We start from the raw sequence: 20,684 nt of genomic DNA, 5'->3' as shown, positions 1-20,684 counted from the left end.
TTCAGTGCGCTCGTCAGTGAACCATTAAAAGATTGATAAGGCATGCCACAGGGCATGACCTTTGGGGGAAGCATGGATTTTTGGACAGCCATTCAGGCATTGATTCTTGGCGTAGTGGAGGGGCTTACCGAGTTCCTGCCGATCTCCAGCACCGGACACCAGATTATCGTCGCCGATTTGCTCGACTTCGGCGGCGAACGTGCCATGGCGTTCAATATCATCATCCAGCTGGGTGCGATCCTCGCGGTGGTCTGGGAATTCCGGCGCAAGATCCTCGATGTGGTCACCGGTTTGCCGACCCAGCGCAACGCTCAGCGCTTCACGGTCAACCTGCTGATCGCGTTCCTGCCGGCCGTGGTGCTGGGGGTGATCTTTGCCGACCTGATCCACCATTACCTGTTCAACCCGATCACCGTGGCCGCTGCGTTGGTGATCGGCGGCATCGTCATGCTGTGGGCCGAGCGCCGCGAGCATGAAGTGCACGCCGAAAGCGTCGATGACATCACCTGGAAAGATGCGCTCAAGGTCGGTTTTGCCCAGTGCCTGGCGATGATCCCGGGTACGTCGCGCTCCGGCTCGACCATCATCGGCGGCCTGCTGTTCGGCCTGTCGCGCAAGACCGCTACCGAGTTTTCGTTCTTCCTGGCCATGCCGACCATGGTCGGTGCGGCGGTGTACTCGGGCTACAAATACCGCGACCTGTTCCAGCCGGCGGACCTGCCAGTGTTCGCCATTGGCTTCGTCACCTCGTTCATCTTCGCGATGATCGCGGTCAAGGGCCTGCTCAAGTTCATTGCCAGCCATAGCTACGCGGCATTTGCCTGGTACCGTATTGCGTTCGGCCTGCTGATCCTGGCGACGTGGCAATTCGGTTGGATCGACTGGGCTGCGGCCAAGGCATGATGATTCAACACCCACGTCTGAAAGCGGCGATTTTTGTGCTGCTGTGCACGGCGCCGCTGCTGGGTTCGGTGTTGGTGTGGCTGCGCGGTGAAACGGTACTTCCGTTGGCGGCCTACGGCGTGGTCAGCGTGCTGGCGTTCTTCCTGTATTGGAGCGACAAGCGCAAGGCCCGCACCGACAGCTGGCGCACCCCGGAGAACATCCTCCACGCCGTGGAGCTGGCGGGCGGTTGGCCGGGGGCATTGATTGCCCAGCAGGTGTTCCGGCACAAGACGCGCAAGGTGTCTTACCAGGTGCTGTTCTGGGTGATCGTGCTGTTGCACCAGGTGTTCTGGCTGGACCAGTTGTTCCTCGGTGGCACGCTACTGTCAGTTTTCTAGCAGCAAGCCGACCTGCGTGCGCTTGGGCAGTTTGCTCACCACCAACTGGTGGGAGCGCTGCAACAAGCCGCGCAGTTCCTCGGCGCCCAGCGGGTAGGGCGTGTTCATGATGATCCACTGCGCGCGTGCCAGGTACGGCGCCGGGTGGATGCCAGGGCGGTCCACATGGCCGAGGAACAATTCCTTGTCGACCTTGAACGCCAGCGAGTCGCCGCGCAGATTTTGCAGGGCGAACATCTTGTTGCCCGCTATCGAGAACACCCGCACGCCACCCCATTTGTAGTCTTCCCGCGCGCCGGGCAGGCTCAGGCAGAAACTCGCGACGTGTGCTTCGGTCATCTTCATAGCAAGCGGTCTCCGCAGCTCTTAAAGCCTTCTTCCAGGTAATCGATCCAGGCCCGAATCGCCGGCAGCACGCCACGGCGATGCGGGTAGACGGCCTGGAGCCAGCCGCCCGGCAACGACCATTGCGGCAGCAGTTGCACCAACCGACCGTTGGCCAATTCCTCTTCGCAGTACATCATCGGCAGCACCGTAAAGCCCAGGCCCATGACGGCGCTGGCCTTGCGCACGATGAAGTCGTCGATGCCCAGGCGGGCTTCCATCGCCAGATCGTGTGGGTTGCCCTGGGGGTCAAGGATGCGCTGATGCACCAGGCGGTCTGGTTCCAGGGCGCCGAGTATAGGCAGTTGCTTGAGGTCGTCGAGGGTGTTGATCTGGCGCCCGCGCATCAGTTCGGGGCTGGCGACCAGCACGGTCTGGGCCTGGCGCAGGCGCTTGGTGACCAGCAGCGGGTCCTCATCACCGAGTTCACGCACGCGCAGCGCCACGTCGATGCCTTCGGCGACCAGGTCGACACGGCGGTTGACCAGGGTCATCTCCAGTTGTACCTGGGGGTGAGCGGCGAGAAATCCGGCGACCAGTTCCGGAAGGATGTGCTGTGCCATGCCCACCGGGCAGCTGACCCGCAGCCGCCCGCGTGGCTCGCTGGACATGCTGGCGACGGCCTCGTCGGCCATTTCCGCCTCCAGCAGCATCGCCTGGCAGTGGCGCAGGTAGCGCTCGCCAACGGCGGTCAGGGTCAGTTGCCGCGTGGTGCGTTGCAGCAGGCGCGCGCCGAGGCGCTCTTCCAGTTCGGCGATACGCCGCGACAGCCGCGACTTGGGAATACCCAAAAGCCGCCCGGCCGCCGCGAAGCCTCCGGCTTCGACGACTTTGGCGAAATAGTAGAGGTCGTTGAGGTCTTGCATGGTCAGCCTATTGTCCTGTCAGTGGGACAAACTATCGCATTTAAGGCGACTTATCGACTATTGGTTTCATGCGTAGCATCACCACCATCTGATCGCCACTGTCGATCCCACACTCGGAGATCCACCATGAAACTGTTGCACATCGATTCCAGCATCCTCGGCGACAACTCGGCTTCCCGTCAGCTCAGCGCTGGCGTAGTCAAGGCCTGGCAAGCGGCCGAGCCAGGTGTGGAAGTGACCTACCGTGACCTCGCCAGCGAAGGCATCAACCACTTCTCCGGCGCGACCCTGGGTGCCCTGAGCACTGCCGCCGAACTGCGTGACGCCGCACAACAGCACGAGGCCGACCTCAGTGCCAAGACCCTGGCTGAGTTCCTCGCTGCCGATGCCGTGGTATTGGCTGCGCCGATGTACAACTTCACCATTCCAACCCAATTGAAAGCCTGGATCGACCGCATCGCCGTCGCCGGTCAGACCTTCCGTTACACCGAAGCCGGCCCTGAAGGCCTGTGCGGTAACAAGAAAGTCATCGTTGTTTCCACCTCCGGCGGCATGCACGTTGGCCAGGCTAGCGGGGTTGCCCACGAGGAATACCTGAAAGTGATGCTGGGGTTCCTTGGCATTACCGACATCGAATTCGTACGCGCCCACGGCCTGGCCTACGGTGATGAAGTGCGCAGCAAATCCTTGAGCGACGCGAACGTACTCATCAACGAACAATTGTTCGCTGCCGCGTAAGACTTGTGTAAATTTCGCCTTCGCTCGGTTTCAATCTGAAGCCGGGCGCCTAAACTCTGTATTCTGGTCGCGTTTAAACGACCGGCGTACGGAGTTTTTTCGTTTACTCGCTGTCATTACTTTGGCCCAGGTTATGCACGCATGGGTTTATCACCCAGTGTGAGTACCTTGAACCATGGACCTTTCAAATAGACATGCCGCGGGTGTTGAACGTGGTCACGTAGCAAAGGTGGACATCCTCATGATGCGTCTTTGTGCCGTTATGGTTCTTTCCCTGCTCGGCGGCCTGATTTCAGTGCACGCCGCGCCTGCGCCGCACCCCCATTGGAGTGTGGGCTTCCATCGTATGACCTTTCTCGACCCGCTGGATCTGCAACCGATGAAAGCGGTGGCGTTCTACCCGTCCACCGACGATGAACACAGCACACAACTGGGTCCCTATCACGTCGCGGCTACCGAAGATTCCAAGATCGCCATTGGGCGTTTCCCGATGCTGATGCTGTCCCATGGCAACACCGGTACGCCGTTGGCCCTGCATGACCTGGCCACCTCCCTGGCGCGCAAAGGCTTTGTGGTGGTGGCGGTGCTGCACCCTGGTGATAACTACAAGGATCACAGCCGCCTGGGCACGGTGAGTAACCTGTACGGCCGGCCGATCCAGATTTCCGAAGCGATCACCGCGACCCTGGCCGACCCGATGCTGTCGCCGTTCGTCAACGTCGACCAGGTGGGGGTTATCGGTTATTCGGCCGGTGGCGAGACTGCGTTGATCCTGGCGGGGGCCAAGCCCGACTTCGATCGCCTGCGCCGCTATTGCCAGGAACGTCCCGAAGATCGTGATGCCTGCACCACCAAAGGCGAGCTGGTGGTGGACCGTGACGACCTGCAACCGCAATCCGACCCGCGTATCCACGCACTCATGTTGATGGCGCCGTTGAGCCTGATGTTCGGCCGCCATACCCTGGCGGATGTGCACGTGCCGGTTCTGCTCTACAGCGGCGACGGCGACAAGTTGGTGGCGGTGGACAAAAACGCCGCCGCCCTGGCGCGCAAACTGCCGGAGCCGCCGGACTTCAAGTTGCTGGCGGGGGCAGGGCACTTCGTGTTCATGGCCCCGTGTGACAGCGATCAACTGGCCGCCATGCCGGCTATCTGCACCGATGCCGACGGTGTCGACCGTGAAGGCATCCACCGCGACCTGATCTCCGAGGCCGGGCGTTTTTTCACCCACACCCTCGGTCAATCTACCCGCGCCGGCTTGCAGACCGCCGATCAGTAAGCGCGGCGCTTGAGCAGCAAGGTCACGCCCAGCGCCGTGACCGACAACAGCGCCGCGCAGAAGAAAATCCAGCTGTAACCCAGGTTCAACGCCACGGCACCCATCAATGGCCCAGCAATCGCCAGGGCCAGGTCGAAAAACACCGCATACGCACTCAGGCCCGCACCGCGGCTGCTGTTGGGCACCTGTTTGATGGCTTCCACGCCCAGCGCCGGGTACACCAGCGACAAACCAAAGCCGGTCAGCCCCGCACCGATCAAGGCCACGCCGGTGGACGGCGCCAGCCACAGTAACGTCAGGCCCAAGGTCTCGATGATCATGCACGCAATCGCTGCCCTGAAGCCGCCAAAACGGCTGATCGCCGAGATGAACACCAGCCGCGAGACGATAAAACATACGCCAAACACCGTGAGGCAGTACGCCGCGCCGACCCAGCCACGATTGAGGTAATACAGGGTGATAAAGGTGGTCAGGGTGCCGTAGCCGATGGACGCCAGGCACAGGCTGGCACCAAACGGTGCGATGCGCCCGAACACCGCCCAGAACGGCAGGCGCTCGCCGCGCACCACCGGCACCGAGGGTTTGTTGCGGATCAGCACCAGGCCCAGCGCCGCCAATACCGACAGCGCGATACCCAGGCTGGTGTAGCCATATTCGGCGACCATCACCACGCCCAGCGGCGCGCCGATGGCGATGGCACCGTAGGACGCAATGCCATTCCACGAAATCGAGCGTGCGGTATGTTCGGCACCCACCTGACCCATGCACCAACTGATGGTGCCCACGCCGATCAGGCCCTGGGCCACGCCCAGCAGCAGCCGGCCGGCAATCAGAATCCCCAGGCTCAGGCTGGGTATGCTGTCCACCAGGGTCGCGAAGAACGTCAACACACCACTGATCAGGATGCCCGCCAGCCCCAGCACAATCGCGCGTTTGGTACCGACGTTGTCGGACATGCGTCCGGCCATGGGACGGCTGAGCAGGGTTGCGAGGTACTGGGAGCCAATGGTGATCCCGGCCACCACCGCGCTGAAGCCCAGTTGCTCATGGACATAGCCCGGGATTACCGCAATCGGCAGGCCGATGCAGATAAAGGCGATGAAGGTGTAGAAGACGATGGAGACGATCTGCAGGGTGATCGACAGTGAACTGGGGGCGGCGGCAGACATGGGCACTCGTTCGCGGGCGGGCGGTGAGCGCATCATGGCAAGGGCTTGGGGGAAAAGGAAGCAGGCTAACTACTTTGACTGAGAAACCGGCTTTTGTGGCGAGCCCGCTCGCCACAAAAGCCCGCTCGCCACAACGAGCCTGTTCCCCACAGTTTCAGGTCACTACTGTTAGAACACCACGCCTTGGCTGCGCAGGTAGTCGTCGTAGGTGCCGCTGAAGTCGATCACGCCGTTGGCGCTCAACTCGATGATACGGGTGGCCAGGGACGATACGAACTCACGGTCATGGCTGACGAAGATCAGCGTGCCCGGGTAGTTCTCCAGCGCCAGGTTCAGCGCCTCGATGGATTCCATGTCCAAGTGGTTAGTCGGTTCGTCCATGATCAGCACGTTCGGCTTTTGCAGGATCAGCTTGCCGAACAGCATGCGGCCTTGCTCACCACCGGAGATCACCTTGACTGACTTGAGGATCTCGTCGTTGGAGAACAGCATGCGCCCCAGGGTGCCACGGATCACTTGCTCGCCTTGGGTCCACTGGCCCATCCAGTCGAACAGGCTCATGTCGTTTTCGAAGTCACTCGCGTGATCCTGGGCGTAGTAGCCCAGTTCTGCCGCGTCGGTCCACTTGATGCTGCCGGCATCTGGAGTCAGTTCGTTGACCAGGGTGCGCAGCAGGGTGGTCTTGCCGATACCGTTCGGGCCGATGATCGCCACGCGCTCGCCGGCTTCAACCTGGAAGCTGAAGTCCTTGAACAGCGGCTTGCCGTCGAAGCCTTTGGCCATGCGCTCGACGATGACCGCCTGGCGGTGCAGCTTTTTGGTTTGTTCGAAACGGATGAACGGGCTCACGCGGCTCGAAGGCTTGACCTCGGCCAGCTGGATCTTGTCGATCGCCTTGGCACGGGAGGTCGCCTGCTTGGCTTTCGAGGCGTTGGCCGAGAAGCGGCTGACGAAGGATTGCAGCTCGGAGATCTGCGCTTTCTTCTTCGCGTTGTCCGACAGCAGTTGCTCGCGGGACTGGGTCGCCACGGTCATGTACTCGTCGTAGTTGCCCGGGAACAGGCGCAGCTCGCCGTAGTCCAGGTCAGCCATGTGGGTGCACACGCTGTTCAGGAAGTGACGGTCGTGAGAGATGATGATCATCAGGCTGGAGCGCTGGGTCAGGATGTTTTCCAGCCAGCGGATGGTGTTGATGTCCAAGTGGTTGGTCGGTTCGTCGAGCAACAGCACTTCCGGGTCGGAGAACAGCGCCTGGGCCAGCAATACACGCAGTTTCCAGCCGGGGGACACTTCGCTCATCGGGCCGAAATGCTGTTCCAGGGGAATGCCCAGGCCCAGCAGCAACTCACCAGCACGGGATTCGGCGGTGTAGCCGTCCATCTCGGCGAACTCGGTTTCCAGTTCGGCCACGGCCATGCCGTCGTCTTCGCTCATTTCCGGCAGCGAGTAGATACGGTCGCGCTCGGCCTTGACCTTCCACAGCTCCTCGTGGCCCATGATCACGGTGTCGAGCACGGTGAATTCTTCGTAGGCGAACTGGTCCTGGCGCAGCTTACCCAGGCGCACATTCGGCTCCAGCATGACCTGGCCACCGGACGGATCGAGGTCGCCGCCGAGGATTTTCATGAAGGTCGACTTGCCGCAACCGTTGGCACCGATCAGACCATACCGGTTGCCGGCGCCGAACTTGACCGAGACGTTCTCAAAGAGCGGCTTGGCGCCGAACTGCATGGTGATGTTAGCTGTGGAGATCAATTACTTTACCTATCAATAGCTTAGGGTGCGCTTATTTGAGCTGGGACCAATTTGGGACCAATCTGGAGCTTTTCCATTTCGCTCCAGTCCGAGCTTGAGTTGATCCAACGCGCATAAGTCGAGAGCAGCATCTGCACACTATGGCCGAGCTGCTGGGAAATGAAGGCGGGGTTCATGCCAGACATAATGCATATTGTCGCATAGGTGTGACGACAGTTGTATGGCGGCCGACGACGGATATTCAGAGCTTTCAGCGTCGGAACCCATTGCTTATGCAGGTCCGACGTCTGCTTCACGTACTCCGAGTTCTTTGAAGGCGGGAAAATGAAGGGCGTTTCCAGTACTTTCCCTTTGCCATTTTTCCGACGCTCCGCGTACTCCCTGGCAAATTTCAGGGCATGCAGGGCGCGGTCATTCAACAAAACGAAGCGGTCACTGCCCGTTTTCGTGCGCTCAACCACTTCCCCCAAGGCGATCCCGCGACATACGTGGGCCGTCCTCTTCTCTTCGTCTACCGCATCCCAGCGCATCGCCAGGGCTTCAGATAGACGCATCCCTGTAAAAAACACAAACTCAAAAAATGCCGCATAAATCGTACTGGGCCAGTGGTCGTGCTCGTACATCTTCGCGATGATCTGGTCTGCTTCTTCCAGCGTGAAGGGGTCGATCTCCTTTTTGCTGCGCTTGGGCAGTTCGAGAATTGCCGCTGGGTTCTTCGGGATCAGCTCTTCGGATACGGCTGAGTTCAGGATGGTGGACAGCTTCGAGATGGCGTTGCGCTTAACGCCCGGCGACTTCCACTCATTGGCGGCCATAACCCGGCGGAGCAGCGTGGTGGTGATCAGGTCGATCCGCACCAGGGCCAGGCCGGGCATCCAGTACCTGTTCAGCGCTCCCTTGTAGTTCCCTTTCGTGCCGGCCACCACCTCACGGCTATCCAGCCAGAGCTGCGCGTACTCGCCGAAGTTGATCTTGCCGCCGGCGAGGTTGCTGGAACTGGGGAAAAGCTCGGCGTACTTGTCGTCGTCGAGCAGCCCCAGCTTGATCAGCCCCTTTACCTGATCAACAACCTGTGAGGCAGACTTGATTCCTTTCTGTGTCGGGGGATAGGGGAGCGTTTCACTCCGCCGGCTGCCGTTCCACATAAAGCGGATGCGGATCGATCCGTGGTGGAGGTCCATTCCTGCGGGCAGACCCATTGGCTTTCGAGCCATTCGTAGTATCTCCTGATGCTGTACATGACGCGGCTGCCTTGCTTGTTCCAGACGCCGAGAGGGATTTGGTTACGGGCGCGCTTTGAGCGCAGGGCGGCGAGGGTGGTGCCGAGGATCTCGGCCATCTGCGCCTCGGGCACTTTGTCGCCCGTGATCCCGTCGTTGAGTTTTTCTGATGCTGACATGGGTGGTCCTGGCCGCGCGGGGCGACGGAAAGTAGCCCACCGGCTTCCGGCAGGCTTATTCAGAGGGGGAATGGCTACATCAAGGAGGCGAGATATGCGCCTGCGATTTGCTGCCGCATATCCTGTCGCGTTTTAAGATCGATGAAGCCCAGCCGAAGCAATCTGTCTGTCCATCGGTCGTACTTGCGGAAGAAGCGATTCCTAGACTTGCGGGTTATTACGGGGGCGATTGCGATGACTGCGTCTGCGAAATACTTCATGAGAGACTCCTTTTTTTGGTGAGCCTCAATGGTTGATGTGTTGGGGTGTCGGTTTCCCGACTATTTATCTTTTTCACCCTTCATCAAGGTCATCCAGTGCGTTTTTTCGCGCTTCCCGGACTTGTGGCCAAACAACGGTTGCTCATCGGTAAGGGCAAGAATCTCGCTGACCCGGATCTGGGTTTCGTTCCACTTAAAGATAAGGAACTGGCCAGGGCGCAACACCCGGAAGCACTCGGCGAAGCCTTTGCGCAGATCGTCGCGCCAATCGTCGGTGAGGATTCCATACTTAAGCCGGAGCCAGCTTTCACGGCCGGCGCGTACCAGGTGCGGCGGATCGAACACCACCATGTTGAAGCTGGCGTCGGGGAATGGTAGGTGCCGGAAATCCATAATGACGTCGGGCTCAACCCTCAACACCCTGCCATCACACAGCACATGCTCTTCATCGCGGATGTCACCGAACAGGGCGCGCTGATCACCCTTGTCGAACCACATCATGCGGCTGGCACTGCAAGGGTCGAGGACTTGTGCATTCATGGTCTTGGCCCCTTGTAGATGAACACGTAGGCGAGCCAGAGGGTGGCGATCATGGCGTCACCCTTTCAGCCGCCTGCAATTCAGCGTGGAGTTCGGCGGCCAGGCCAACCGGCCACCAGTAGCGCGCACGCTGATGATCGGGATAACTCTCCTCTCGAATCACCAGGCCTTTGCGCCGAAGGGCCTTGAAGATGCTCAGCACTGACGGCGCCGATACGCCGAGGCGGTGCGCAACCTGAAAGGTAAGGCCGCCCATGCCGAACACGCATGCCTGGTCGCCCAGTGCCAGCTTCTCGCAATCTTTCTGATGCAGGTACGGCTGGCTGTCTCGATAGAGATGGGCGTTTTTGCGGCCGATCTTGTGCAACTCATGGAGAACGAGCTGCTGTTTCTCTGTGAGCTTCATGGCGTCACCCGCTTGAACTCGACCACCCAGACCCACGGGTTCGATTGCCAGTCGCCGCCGACGGATGACCAGAGCAGTTCGAACGATTTGCGCGGGTCGGCGCTGTATGTCTCGATCCCCTCGACGTGCCACCAATCACCCAGTTCGGCATGATCGGTATACAGCCGCACGCCCTCGGCCTTGGCTTGCTCTTCGCTGAGGTCCAGCAACCGCTCGACGCGCACTTCTGTGATCTCCAGCAGGATGCGGCTGGCCCAGCGCGGCATGTGGATTGAGGGGCGGCTCTTGCCTGGAGTGAGCATCGCGCACCCGGTTTGCCGGAAAGCCCCATCTGCCGGGTACTGGATCGGCTCACCCTGACTCAAGTCTCGCGGTGCTATCGAATCAACCTGTGCATCTGCTGCCCAGGTCTCGCGCACCCACAGCCGGTCGCCGGGCTTGCCGTAGGGGCAAGGTGCGTACACTTCCAGTTCCTTTGCGCACTCTGCTTCGGTCGATCCAAATACGCAGAAGCCATAGCGCGGGTCTCGCTGGCCTATTGCGCTCCAGCGATGACGATCGCCAGTCGGAATGGCGGTGTCCTCGGTAGGGATTTGGAAACCTTTCACTACCCGCCGCGTGACTGTCTTCCGACCTTCCAGGATGGCTCTGATCATCGGCGCCGAGAACAGAATGGGGCGTTCTTTCGGTTGCGTTGAAATGGTCATCAGCATTCGCTCCAGTTCATGGCCTGGATGTATTCGCACGGAACCATCAGGTGGTCGGGGGGCACTGTGCTTTCGGTCTTGGTATCGCCGAAATACGCAATAGCGGCCTGGGCGCGCTCAAGCGAAAGCTGGGCATGGCGCATCTGCCAGGACTTGCGCTGCTTATACGAGCGCAGCGCCAGGGCCTTATCGGTGTAGGCGAATCGCCGGCCATGCTCGCCGCCTTCCTTCAGGACGCGTTTTCGGTATTTCTTCAAATTTGCCTCGCGATGCGGTCCACCGAAGAGGTCGTTGTGAAACTCTTCCAAGATGTACCAGCACTGCTCGGTTTCGCCGATAACCACGTACTTTTTGCACGTGACTTCCAGGCCTTTTGGGTCGAGCTCGTCGACGTAGCGATAATGGTCCGGGCCGAGTTTTATCTTTTCCATGGTCGAGCTCGTCCTTGCCGCTATAGCGGCTGACTTTGGATAGGCTGGAAGTGATTAAAAAATCTTTTTGAATGGGTATATCGCTTACATTCGCCTGAGTCGCATAATCGCCGCCTTAACATCAGAGCAGCGAAAATGAGAAAAAGAGGCAATGTTTATTGGGATTGGGTTGACCCAGCACGACACACTCGTTCAGTGGATGAAAGACAGGTGGATGGCACAACCCTGAATGTGCAAGTCCGCATGTCTCTTCTTGGTAGAACTCAACTGTTTGTTGGGGTCTATGGGGGCAAAGGACAGGTAATCTCAGAAGAATCATTTGAGTCTTCACCGGGAGAGACGATGACTCAGGCTCTGGCGTGGGGGCTTGAGCGGGCGAGGTCGCAATCTCCTATTCGAACCAGCCCCGTGAAGGGCCGGAAGCCTGAGGGCTTGCCCAGAGCTGGCTCAAAGCAAGCTGAGAGGTAACTGCTCTCAGGAATTTTGGAACGTTTGTCCGGACATTTAGTCTTCCAGATGATAGGAATAAAACACGGAGCTTCCGGAGATACCTATCGAGAGGCTATTGAATGAACGATATTGACGATTTCCGCTTCGAGTCTCACAAGCTGCTCGTTGAGCTTGATGCAGCAACAACCAAAATGATGATGTTGGTCGCTTCAAAAAATGTGACCGGGCCAGAATGGCAGGAAGCAACCAACGACCATAAAGCTGCCTTCGATGCCTGGAACTCCTTTCTTAACGCCCCTTGCACCTCTTCGACGGATCAGGCCTGATCCGAGTTTCTTTCCCTTGTTAGAAGATCATGGGCATTTACAACCGTCATGCCGAGGCGTTCGGCGATCAGGACTTCCAGGCGCGCCCCCTGTGACTTCTCCCAGTCAGGCAGCAGGGCGATCACACCGCAGAGGCCCAGGCGCGTCAGGTCGTAGGCCATGTAGTCAGCCCACTGGGCGCCCTCGACGATGCCGTGGTCTGCGGGGTTCTCGACTTCGTAGCCCTTGGCGCGCAGCTGGTCGGCCACGGCGTTGAAGGCCGGGTAGTTGAAGTCGGCGATGCCGGTCATGGGCCCGGCCACATAGACGCGGTTGGCGCGGTCAGCCTGGAGCGTTACGCCGGGCTTGCTGGCGAGTTTCTTTCCCCGATCGAGGCCCATGGCGTAGGCCGCGTCCTGGAACGTCATCAGCTCATCGGAGAAGCGCTCGATCTTGCCCACATAGTTTTGGTGTAGGCGCTCGATAGCGGCGTGGTCTTCAGGGTGGTTTCGGTTTTCTGTAGGCATGGTGAGTCCTTGCCGGGCCATGCCCGGGCGGTGGAGTGGGGGAGTTACGCGGCGCGTGCTTGGCGTTGCTCAGTGCGCCACGGGTCGTTGGCCCTGGCCAGCGCAGCCATCGGCGGTGGGCTGACGCTGTTGCCGCACATGTGCACCTGTTGGGTCTTGGTGAACGGTTTGCCGTCGGCGCCGTGGCTGATGATGTAGTCGGCCGGGAAGCCCTGAGCCTTGTATAGCTCGGACGGCTTGAGCATCCGCAGGCAGATGTCGACGATCACATAGGGCGTGCCCTTCACCATCACGGTGACCATGGCCAGGCGGTCCTTGGTGGTGATCGTCGGCGCGGGCGAGTCGCAAGCGCTGATGTTCTCGGTGCCGTAGTAGCTGATCAGGAAGGCAGCGACGCGCAGGGCGCCTGCTTCATGCTCTGGCGAGAGGGTGGGCGACACTAGCGAACTCTTGCCACCGCCGCCTGCCGTGATGGTTGGCGCCGGCTCTTCCAGGCCCTGACCAACACTGCCCCCGAATGCCCGCTCCATGAATGCGCTGACCAACCCGTGGTGCTGGCCGCCGGCGCTGACGGTGTGCAGCGGGTCGTTCACGTCCCGCGCATCGCAGTTGCCGCGCAAGTGCACCAGGTTCGCCGCCACCAGCTGCTGCTGGCTACCGGTGTTCGTTACGGTGGTCATCGGGTCTTCGATGCTCTTGGCGTCGGTGGTGTTGAAGCCGCCATTCATTTGCGCCATGAACACCGTGGATACGCCCATGGCGTGAGCGGCACCGGCCGGGCGCTGATAGTTGCCGCCGCTGGTGATGGTCGGCAGTGGCTCGTCCAGCGCCTTGCCCGCGTCATCGAAGCGGAACTTCACCAAGTGTGCCGCTGCGATCGCGCGGTGGTTCTGGGTCATCAGCGTGCCCGCCGGCTGGTCCATGCCCACCGGCTTGCCCGAATACTCGGGGCCACCGGCACCAACCATCAACGGGCTGATCAGTGTCAGCTCACCGCGGTTCGCGCAAGTCACTGTCGGCAGCGGTTCGAGTGGGTCGTTGATTCGGTCGCTACCCTGGTGCGTTGCCGGTGCGATGATTGGGCTCACCACTGAGAAGGCGCCGCCCTTTGGATAGGAGGTGATTGTGCGCAGCGGCTCATCGGCAGACTGCACGGTCTCACCTGACCAGTTGGCAATCGGCACAATGAACGGCGCCGCGCTGTCGATGACAAACTTCTTCATGCCCTTGGCAACGCGGCGCAGGGTGGCCGGGGCCAGGTCCTTCTTGCGACCGAAGATGCTTTTGCCCAGGTCGGTGAAGTCGATGCAGTCAGCGGCTGTTTTCCACTTCTGCTGGCCCTTGGTCGGGTTCTTGGCATGGGTTGGCTCCGGCCACACGATCGGCTGACCGTCGCACCGGGCGATCATGAACAGCCGTTCCCGGCTGGTCGGCGCGCCGAAGTCGCAGGCCCTGATCACCTTCCATTCAACGACATAGCCCATGCCTTCCAGCAAGGCGACGAAGCGGCGCCAGGTGCGGCCGCGCTGCTTCGGGTCAGGAATCAGGAACTGCTGGCCAACCGGCACAACCTCACCAGGTGCAGCAACTTCGCCGCCGAGCTTCACCACGCGGCCGGTGGCCTTATCGCGCTTGGCGATCAGTCGGCCCCACTGCAGGATCTGTTTCACGTTCTCCAGGCTGATCACCCGGGGACGCTTCATGCCTGCCCACTTTAGGCCGATCCACGACAGGTTTCGGATCTCGCGCTTGCGCGGTTGGCCGCCGGCGGCCTGGCTGTGGTGCGTGCAGTCCGGTGACATGTGGAACCAGCCCACGGCCTTGCCGCCACACTCGGTGTCCGGGTCACCCTCGAACACGTCGGTGGTGAAGTGTTGGGCGCCTGGGTGGTTCACGGTGTGCATGCTGATCGCTTGCGGGCTGTGGTTCTTCGCCACGTTCACCGCGCGGCCCAGGCCCATTTCCAGACCCGTACCGGCGCCGCCACCACCACAGAAGAAGTCGACAACGATCTCATCGTCCTGAGGGTTGAAGCCGAGTCCGTATTGGGTTTTGAAATCGAAGGGGGGGTTCTTCTGTTTTGCGGACATGGGGGTTCCTCGCCGGGTATATTTACCGATCAAACGTCAAGGTAGGGATGAGGGATGCTGAACGATTACGGAAAAGACCTGTTTAAGCCCTGGCTATCTGTATCGAATATCCTGCTTGTATTGGCCGTACTGTTTGTAATCGCATTGTTCAAGCTCACAAGTAGTGAGCTGGCAAGCTGGGTTCAGGCTATAGGGTCAATAGCGGCAATATGGGGAGCTTTTGCAATTAGTAATAGTCAAGTAGAAAGACAGATTCAACAGGCTAATCAGCGGGTTTTGGATAAGTCAAATGCATATTTTGCTGTGGTTAAATGCGCATGGGATCATGCCAGGACCATGAGAGAGTTAGTTGAAAAGCAGCCGCCCGTTGGAGTCTTCAAGGAGAGCTGGAATCTTGTGTTTAGAGACCTATTCAACTCTTCTTTGAGTTCGCTGAAGAGCCTCCCTGCCTACGAGCTGGGTAACTATGATCTGGTTATATTTCATAATGGAATGTTGGCGGCCATGTCGAATATGTCGTCGAGAGTCACATCGTTTCTTGGGGCTGATGCGTTTATTGAACAAGAGCTTGTTTTGATGTATGAGGATCTTTTTGCTCAGTCGCAGTTAGCTGAGCACTACTGGGGTGAGTATGAACTAGTATTCAATGCGAAGTTTGGAAACGCCTAACAGAGTTATTTAACCGGCCAGTAAACCGATTTAATGGGACACTGGCATGGAGCCGGATCAAGGAGCGAAATTTGAAACGAATGTGGATTGCCTTTTGCGGGTTACTCCCGCTGGTTGTTTCTGCCAGCTAACTGGAGGAGCAATACCCCGCACCATGGGTTAAGGCCGACAACCCAGGTATCACGCGCGCGCTTTCTGAGGCGGATGTTGAGGGTTGTGGTAAATACCGATACCGCGTCAGCAGCGGGAGCAAGTCCGAATTTCTGGTCTACTGCCAGCGCGGCGGAAAAGTCACTCAGGCATTTATGGTTTGGCCCAACATCCATAAGGTGATGGGCCCATATCCGCCTGACCCGTCGCTACCGTGAATCAGCCGCCCGCCCGTTTGAGTTGCTCGGTTAGCTGGGTCGGCAGTCCACGCAAGGTCAGCGTGCCGCCGGCTTCGTCGAACTCGATCTTGTCGCCCAGCAGGTGCGCCTCGAAGCTGATCGACATCCCCTCGGCCCGGCCGGTGAACCGTCGGAATTTGTTGAGCGTCTTCTTGTCCGGCGGCAGTGCCTCGGAAAGCCCGTAGTCCTTCGCCTTGATGAAGTTGTAGAAGTTCTTCGGGCGGTCTTCGTCGATCAGGCCCGACAGCTCGTCGAGGGTGATCGGTTCGCCCAGCTTGGCCTGGGCCATCGAGTAACTGACCAAGGTGTGCGTCTTCTCGCGGGCTGACTCTTCTGGCAGATCCTCGCTTTCAACAAAGTCGCTGAACGCCTTCAGCAGTGTGCGCGTTTCGCTCGGACCGTCGATCCCTTCCTGGCAGCCGATGAAGTCGCGGAAGTACTCGTTGATCCGCCGGCCCTGCTTTCCCTTGAGGTACGAGATGTACTGCTTCGACTGCGGGTTGTTTTGCCATTCGCTGATATTGATGCGAGTGGCCAGGCGGATGTGGTCGAGGTCGAGGCGCTTCACCGTCATCAGGTGCAGTTCTTCGGTCATCGTCACCGCTTCGGTTTCCTGCACCAGGGCGATGACCAGGTAATCGGTCATGCCTTGCTGATAGTGGCAGAAGAGGGCGTGCCCACCGGTGGTGAGGTTTGATTCTTCCATGAGCCTGGTCAGGTGCTCGACGGCTGTGGTGCTGAACGCCAGGAAGTCAGTGACGCCCGCGAGATACTTGCCCAGCCAACCGCTGAATGGGTATGCACCTGACTCTTGATGGAAGAACCCCCAGCCCTTGCCGGCGGTGGCGTTGTAGCTTTCGTTGAGCTGGCTCATCAGGTCGTCGCGGGCCTGGCTTTCGACCTGCTCCGATGCGCCCAGGAACAGAACGGCAGGGCTACCGTCAGGCTTCTTGTCGATCTTGTGGATGACGCTATGGCGTACAGGCATTTCGTTTACCTCGGGTGAGCGCCGCCCTCCGGTGGCCGGTGGTGGCAATTTAGGTTTGGTTGGGGTATCACAGGTGACCGGCTTATAGTCAAATCAAGGAAATAGCGCGTGAGTGATGTCGAATTTGACTTGCAGGATCCAAGGAACGTTATTTATCAGTACGGAGGATTCGATGTTTCGATCGTGTTCGCCTGGGAAAATGTGGCTGAAATACCCAGTGCTGCGCGGTTGAAAATTACAAGGCAAGAGCCATTCGCCTATACCCAGATGGATCAGGTCACTGTCGATTGGAGTAGCTTCGAAGATGCAGTGACCCGCTTAAAGAACACTGCCAAATTCTTAGCCGATGACATGCTTATCAGGAGCTGAGATCGGTACCGCCCATATATGGGGCCTCCGGTTACCGGATGCAGCGAGTAGGGTGGGTTATGCGGGTTCGATGATCTCGTCGCCCGGGTCTTTCTGGATGGCGAGTAGGCTCTTGTTTCTGAATTCCCGCGCCACGTTTTGCGATATCTCGATTTCGTGGAGCGGCGGATTTAACAGCGGCTGGCACTTCGCGGAGCCCATCGCATGCAGGTGATGAATCATCAGCGTCATCGCCTCGCCCTGCTCAGTAATGCCTGACCACTCCATTAGGTCGGTCAGCGCCTGGCGTGTGCCGGGGCGAACCCTGAGCCTCAATTCCTCTTCGGCATTCGCCGCGCGCTTCCTGGCAGTTTTGGCCGAGCGTTCCTGCACAGTCTTTGCCATGGCCTACCTCTTCTATTCCGCTGGCCGGCAGTGCGAGCCAGGTTTGACGTTTGCGTTGCTGGGTACGGGCTATGCGGCGCATGAATCGATCTTTACCTGTCGCCATGCGCCGACGGCCTCGAAGATGCGCGCGGCGTGCGCCTCGTCCAGCGATATCGCTTTGGGAATGGCGATCCAGCCCGAAGCCACCATCTGGCTTTGATTGGCCTCGTCGCGGAGCTTCTTGTAGCAATGCTCGATCACGTCCTCCAGGTGGTCGGAGAGGTAGACGCCATCGGGCGCTACCTCCACCGACTTGTTGTAACGGTCACCGCGGGCGTCGATGCAAAGCGCGCTGAGGTAGATCGTCCACCGGTGGGGAATACCGCAGACGGCCTGGCCAATCTTCCCCGGCGCGATGTTCTTCAGCGACTTGTAGTTGATCATGCCCTGGCGGCCGCTGGGGTCGATGTTCACCACCGCGACGTGATTGGATGCCAGCAGCGAGCGGCAGGACCTGGCGATGCGTGCCTGAAGGTTATGCGGCTTGCGCTTGCTCATAAGGCCTCCGCGAGTTTGCGCAGCGCCTTACGTTCTGCCGCTGTGATAGGCGGCTTGCGGCGCTTGAGGATGGTTTCGGGATCGATCTTAGTGGAGCGCTTCGGCGGTGGCGGGTTGATCGCCGGGCTTTCGCTCAGGCAGATCGTTCCGCCGGCCGCCAGGAACTGCGCCGTGCGCTCCGCTATCGAGTCGGCGTGCTGACGCTGCTGCTCAACCAGGTTGAGGTGGTTGCTGATCATGCTGCCGCCTTGGCGAGTGTCACCCCGGCCATGCTGAAGGTTGATCCCTGCGCCGCGACCATCGCGTCGAGCGCTTCCCAGTTGACCGAAAGGACGCTGATCGGCGCTTGACCATATGCCACGGCTTTCACCAGGGCCTCGAAGTCCGTCACGTTGGCCTGCAGCGTTACCTGCTCCACCACTTGGCTCGATACTGGCTTTGCGGCCTGAGCCACGGGGGCCGTCGTCTGGATCGGCGTGGCGCGGACTGGCTCTGGTGTCGCCGCTTTCTCTACGACCGGCTCTGGCTTGATGGCTGCCAAGCGTTCCGCTTCCTGCTCTTCGGCGATACGCTTCGCTTCGGCCTTTTCTCGCTCCACCTTCTGGTGTTCGGAGATTCGGAATTTGATCAGCGTCACCAGGTCGTCATTGGCCTTGGTAACCAGTTGCTGCACATCGCTGAACAAGAAGGCGTGATCAACGGCGAGCTCAGCCAAACTGGTCAGGTTCAAACGAATGCTATCGGCTGCTTGGCTAGCGTCGATCTTCGCCCGGGCCAGCTCGGTATCAACTGCATCCTGAAGGCTGGCGATAGTGCGCTTGCTCTTCATGGCGCCGGCGAAGTCCGAAACGACATGAGGCAGCGTGACTTTGCCAAGGGTCTTGTTGATTGCGGCGATGTGATCCGCCAGGGCGAGCTCGGCTTTTTGCTTGATGTTGGTCTTCACCAGCAGCTCTTGAGCCTTCACCAGCTTGTCGACCTTCAGGCGAGTCTCGCGAGCATGGGCGCTGATGCGATCCAGCGACGAAAACAGCTCGTCGATGCTTTGGGTCTGCGACAGGGCCTGTTTCTTGGCGACAGCGACAGCTTCCTCGACATCGCCACACCACTTGACCGCTTTCTTGGCGTCGGCGAAGTCCTGATCGGTGGAGAGTGTGGTTTTCACCGAGTCGATGACAGCCAGCGCCGAGTCTTCGAACACCTTCAGGTTGCTGGCGGTGACCATGCCGGTCAGCTCGATGCGCAGGGCTGGCAGCTCATCAGGCGCCTTGCCGACTACGATTGAAGGAGCGTCGGCTATTTCGAAGTTGGCCAGGTCTGCCTCGAACTGTTTCCAACCCTCGATCAACTGGGCCGCGCGCCCGGCGACGGGCCGGTACTCCATGTGCACGAAGTTTTCCGGCGTGCCATCCGAGCAAACAAAGATCACTCGCTCGGCACCGCTCACCAGCAGTTGCTGCTCAAGCTGCCAGTAGTAGTGCGGCGCCAGATCGCCAGTTTTCACCTGGGCCACGACCGACTCATTCCACAGCTTGTGCTCGAACAGGGTCTCTCCGAGCATCGTGGCGCCGTCCATGGAGGCGAGCAGGTTGCCTTCGGTGGCAACGATCGGATAAAGCTCTTCGCCGATAAGTGCTTCGGCCAGCGGGCGAGCCATGGCTTCGGTTGCGTGGCCTTTGTCGAAGATGAACTGCTGAGACGGCGTGACATCGGGCGAGATGCCTGTCTTTTTGGCTGCCAACAGGTCCGTGCGGGTTTGGTACTTCGACGCGCCCATCATTGCTGGTGCTTCTGAAGCGGTGCGGTACTGAGCGCGGAGGGCAAGCCACTCGGCGGAGCCTTGAGCTACGTTGTGAATTTTCATGCTGCGTCTCCATCGAGGGCTTTGAGGTTCGTGATTTTTTCAATCTGCGCCGGGCTCAGCGTGTACTTGCTGCTGATGGTCGCAATGAGGTGTTCAGGGCTGGTGCGGTTCGAGTCGATCAATGGCTGCCACTTCACGATGTTCTCGGTCAGCAGGTCGTCGGAGTAGGCGGGCAGCGCTTCCGGTTCAGGCTGGGCTTGCTGTCGTGGGCTGACATCGCGCGCCGGCTCCTCGAATGCCTTGCCTTCCATCTCGTCGGCCGTTGGCGCCGATCCAACTTCAGGGAATGCTTTGCGCAGGGCCTGTGCCTCGGCGCATTTGGCGAGCTGGGCAAATGCTCGACGCTTCCACATGGCGTTGGGCGCCGCAGTGTCCTTGCTGGCTGTTGCGTAGTTTTCGATCCAGCGCTCGTTGGCCGTGTATTCGGCCACCAGGCCGTTGCTCATCTGCCGCTTGACCGTCACACGACACCATTCGGGATACGTGACTTCTACACCGCTCAACTTCGCAGTCACTGGAGGGCCATATTCTGGTTCGCTGATCCCGGCGTATTGGCCGGTGCGCGCCGCCTGAATGCGGTACAGGCCGATGCCGGGCATCACCGTGTCCTGCATCTTTTTCGTCTTGGAATTCCAGATCGGAACGATGTGCACCGGCTTCAACATCGGGTCCAGGTGCGCGGCCTGGCAGTAGGCCAGGACCATTACAACCGAGTTCTTTTCTGCGCCGGGGTAGAGGCTGCTGCTCAGCACTTCAACGAGCGCGGCCTCCGACATTGCTGGCGCGTTGTCTTCCTGCTTCATTACTGCGGACATGGGGAATCCTTGCCGCGATGCTCGCAGCGATTGAAAGTGTTGGTTATTGGGTGATCAGGCCGCCGATGGCGGGGCCC

The 20,684-nt window shown here is 59.7% G+C and carries 26 protein-coding genes; 8 read left to right on the top strand and 18 right to left on the bottom strand.

Annotated elements, in window-relative coordinates:
- The first annotated feature begins 72 nt into the window (after window positions 1–72).
- On the top strand, window positions 73–903 hold the full coding sequence (locus ACHPFG_RS16995) for an undecaprenyl-diphosphate phosphatase (RefSeq protein WP_027607910.1): 831 nt from the start codon (window positions 73–75) through the stop codon (window positions 901–903).
- Complete coding sequence (locus tag ACHPFG_RS16990) at window positions 900–1,283, top strand: DUF1294 domain-containing protein (protein WP_431699905.1); 384 nt, start codon at window positions 900–902, stop codon at window positions 1,281–1,283. Before ACHPFG_RS16995 ends, ACHPFG_RS16990 begins: the two co-directional genes overlap by 4 nt.
- Here ACHPFG_RS16990 and ACHPFG_RS16985 read toward each other — a convergent pair.
- Complete coding sequence (locus ACHPFG_RS16985) at window positions 1,272–1,628, bottom strand: MmcQ/YjbR family DNA-binding protein (RefSeq protein WP_431699904.1); 357 nt, start codon at window positions 1,626–1,628, stop codon at window positions 1,272–1,274. The two genes, ACHPFG_RS16990 and ACHPFG_RS16985, sit on opposite strands and share 12 nt — an antisense overlap.
- Complete coding sequence (locus ACHPFG_RS16980) at window positions 1,625–2,533, bottom strand: LysR substrate-binding domain-containing protein (protein WP_431699903.1); 909 nt, start codon at window positions 2,531–2,533, stop codon at window positions 1,625–1,627. Before ACHPFG_RS16980 ends, ACHPFG_RS16985 begins: the two co-directional genes overlap by 4 nt.
- 126 nt (window positions 2,534–2,659) lie before the next feature.
- On the opposite strand from ACHPFG_RS16980, the gene ACHPFG_RS16975 reads away from it, so the two are divergent.
- Both ACHPFG_RS16975 and ACHPFG_RS16970 read left to right on the top strand, forming a co-directional pair.
- Window positions 2,660–3,271, top strand: a complete 612-nt coding sequence (locus ACHPFG_RS16975) for an FMN-dependent NADH-azoreductase (protein ID WP_431699902.1) — start codon at window positions 2,660–2,662, stop codon at window positions 3,269–3,271.
- A gap of 241 nt (window positions 3,272–3,512) precedes the next feature.
- The gene (locus ACHPFG_RS16970) at window positions 3,513–4,550 is read left to right on the top strand and encodes an alpha/beta hydrolase family protein (protein WP_431699901.1); all 1,038 of its coding nucleotides are present in this window, start codon (window positions 3,513–3,515) and stop codon (window positions 4,548–4,550) included.
- Here ACHPFG_RS16970 and ACHPFG_RS16965 read toward each other — a convergent pair.
- The 8 genes from ACHPFG_RS16965 to ACHPFG_RS16930 form a co-directional block, all read right to left on the bottom strand.
- Window positions 4,544–5,719, bottom strand: a complete 1,176-nt coding sequence (locus tag ACHPFG_RS16965; protein WP_431699900.1) for an MFS transporter — start codon at window positions 5,717–5,719, stop codon at window positions 4,544–4,546. The genes ACHPFG_RS16970 and ACHPFG_RS16965 overlap by 7 nt on opposite strands.
- 168 nt (window positions 5,720–5,887) lie before the next feature.
- Window positions 5,888–7,474: an ABC-F family ATPase gene (locus ACHPFG_RS16960; RefSeq protein WP_074846575.1), complete on the bottom strand. Its 1,587-nt coding sequence runs from the start codon at window positions 7,472–7,474 to the stop codon at window positions 5,888–5,890.
- A 20-nt stretch (window positions 7,475–7,494) separates the two neighbouring features.
- Window positions 7,495–8,688, bottom strand: coding sequence for a tyrosine-type recombinase/integrase (locus ACHPFG_RS16955; RefSeq protein WP_092489185.1), 1,194 nt, complete (start codon window positions 8,686–8,688; stop codon window positions 7,495–7,497).
- 259 nt (window positions 8,689–8,947) lie between these two features.
- On the bottom strand, window positions 8,948–9,133 hold the full coding sequence (locus ACHPFG_RS16950) for a hypothetical protein (protein ID WP_431699899.1): 186 nt from the start codon (window positions 9,131–9,133) through the stop codon (window positions 8,948–8,950).
- A 60-nt stretch (window positions 9,134–9,193) separates the two neighbouring features.
- Window positions 9,194–9,673, bottom strand: coding sequence for a class I SAM-dependent methyltransferase (locus ACHPFG_RS16945; RefSeq protein WP_431699898.1), 480 nt, complete (start codon window positions 9,671–9,673; stop codon window positions 9,194–9,196).
- Between the two features lie 49 nt (window positions 9,674–9,722).
- Window positions 9,723–10,079, bottom strand: coding sequence for a hypothetical protein (locus ACHPFG_RS16940; RefSeq protein WP_431699897.1), 357 nt, complete (start codon window positions 10,077–10,079; stop codon window positions 9,723–9,725).
- Window positions 10,076–10,786 (bottom strand): hypothetical protein, encoded by a 711-nt coding sequence (locus tag ACHPFG_RS16935; RefSeq protein WP_431699896.1) that lies wholly within the window; start codon window positions 10,784–10,786, stop codon window positions 10,076–10,078. Before ACHPFG_RS16935 ends, ACHPFG_RS16940 begins: the two co-directional genes overlap by 4 nt.
- Window positions 10,786–11,217: a hypothetical protein gene (locus ACHPFG_RS16930; protein ID WP_431699895.1), complete on the bottom strand. Its 432-nt coding sequence runs from the start codon at window positions 11,215–11,217 to the stop codon at window positions 10,786–10,788. The genes ACHPFG_RS16935 and ACHPFG_RS16930 overlap by 1 nt, the downstream gene beginning before the upstream one ends.
- Before the next feature lie 135 nt (window positions 11,218–11,352).
- Between ACHPFG_RS16930 and ACHPFG_RS16925 the strand changes: the two genes are divergently transcribed.
- Together ACHPFG_RS16925 and ACHPFG_RS16920 are read left to right on the top strand one after the other, a co-directional pair.
- A complete protein-coding gene (locus tag ACHPFG_RS16925; RefSeq protein ID WP_431699894.1) occupies window positions 11,353–11,685 on the top strand; it encodes a hypothetical protein in 333 nt (110 codons plus the stop codon).
- Between the two features lie 101 nt (window positions 11,686–11,786).
- The gene (locus tag ACHPFG_RS16920; RefSeq protein ID WP_431699893.1) at window positions 11,787–11,993 is read left to right on the top strand and encodes a hypothetical protein; all 207 of its coding nucleotides are present in this window, start codon (window positions 11,787–11,789) and stop codon (window positions 11,991–11,993) included.
- Here the strand turns inward: ACHPFG_RS16920 and ACHPFG_RS16915 are convergent.
- Both ACHPFG_RS16915 and ACHPFG_RS16910 read right to left on the bottom strand, forming a co-directional pair.
- Window positions 11,984–12,499, bottom strand: a complete 516-nt coding sequence (locus tag ACHPFG_RS16915) for a DUF4406 domain-containing protein (protein WP_431699892.1) — start codon at window positions 12,497–12,499, stop codon at window positions 11,984–11,986. The two genes, ACHPFG_RS16920 and ACHPFG_RS16915, sit on opposite strands and share 10 nt — an antisense overlap.
- A 44-nt stretch (window positions 12,500–12,543) precedes the next feature.
- Window positions 12,544–14,589, bottom strand: a complete 2,046-nt coding sequence (locus tag ACHPFG_RS16910; RefSeq protein WP_431699891.1) for a DNA cytosine methyltransferase — start codon at window positions 14,587–14,589, stop codon at window positions 12,544–12,546.
- 54 nt (window positions 14,590–14,643) lie between these two features.
- Between ACHPFG_RS16910 and ACHPFG_RS16905 the strand changes: the two genes are divergently transcribed.
- Window positions 14,644–15,258, top strand: a complete 615-nt coding sequence (locus ACHPFG_RS16905) for a hypothetical protein (RefSeq protein ID WP_431699890.1) — start codon at window positions 14,644–14,646, stop codon at window positions 15,256–15,258.
- A gap of 369 nt (window positions 15,259–15,627) precedes the next feature.
- Here the strand turns inward: ACHPFG_RS16905 and yejK are convergent, their stop codons facing one another.
- The gene (yejK, locus tag ACHPFG_RS16900) at window positions 15,628–16,635 is read right to left on the bottom strand and encodes a nucleoid-associated protein YejK (RefSeq protein ID WP_431699889.1); all 1,008 of its coding nucleotides are present in this window, start codon (window positions 16,633–16,635) and stop codon (window positions 15,628–15,630) included.
- Between the two features lie 108 nt (window positions 16,636–16,743).
- On the opposite strand from yejK, the gene ACHPFG_RS16895 reads away from it, so the two are divergent.
- A complete protein-coding gene (locus ACHPFG_RS16895; protein WP_431699888.1) occupies window positions 16,744–17,004 on the top strand; it encodes a hypothetical protein in 261 nt (86 codons plus the stop codon).
- Window positions 17,005–17,061: 57 nt separating this feature from the next.
- Here ACHPFG_RS16895 and ACHPFG_RS16890 read toward each other — a convergent pair whose 3' ends face one another.
- The 5 genes from ACHPFG_RS16890 to bet all read right to left on the bottom strand — a co-directional run bounded on the left by ACHPFG_RS16890 (window position 17,062) and on the right by bet (window position 20,595).
- Entirely contained in the window at window positions 17,062–17,388 is a 327-nt protein-coding gene (locus ACHPFG_RS16890; RefSeq protein WP_431699887.1) for a hypothetical protein, read from the bottom strand.
- Window positions 17,389–17,457: 69 nt separating this feature from the next.
- On the bottom strand, window positions 17,458–17,928 hold the full coding sequence (locus ACHPFG_RS16885) for a hypothetical protein (protein ID WP_431699886.1): 471 nt from the start codon (window positions 17,926–17,928) through the stop codon (window positions 17,458–17,460).
- Window positions 17,925–18,167, bottom strand: coding sequence for a hypothetical protein (locus ACHPFG_RS16880; protein ID WP_431699885.1), 243 nt, complete (start codon window positions 18,165–18,167; stop codon window positions 17,925–17,927). Before ACHPFG_RS16880 ends, ACHPFG_RS16885 begins: the two co-directional genes overlap by 4 nt.
- The gene (locus ACHPFG_RS16875) at window positions 18,164–19,792 is read right to left on the bottom strand and encodes a YqaJ viral recombinase family protein (protein ID WP_431699884.1); all 1,629 of its coding nucleotides are present in this window, start codon (window positions 19,790–19,792) and stop codon (window positions 18,164–18,166) included. Before ACHPFG_RS16875 ends, ACHPFG_RS16880 begins: the two co-directional genes overlap by 4 nt.
- On the bottom strand, window positions 19,789–20,595 hold the full coding sequence (bet, locus tag ACHPFG_RS16870) for a phage recombination protein Bet (RefSeq protein ID WP_431703487.1): 807 nt from the start codon (window positions 20,593–20,595) through the stop codon (window positions 19,789–19,791). Before bet ends, ACHPFG_RS16875 begins: the two co-directional genes overlap by 4 nt.
- Window positions 20,596–20,684 lie beyond the last annotated feature (89 nt).

It is taken from the genome of Pseudomonas sp. BR20 (assembly GCF_050780135.1).
In the GTDB taxonomy this organism is placed as follows: Bacteria; Pseudomonadota; Gammaproteobacteria; order Pseudomonadales; family Pseudomonadaceae; genus Aquipseudomonas.
The sequence above is the reverse complement of the archived record's forward strand: the minus strand, read 5'-3'. Positions and strand labels throughout refer to the sequence as shown.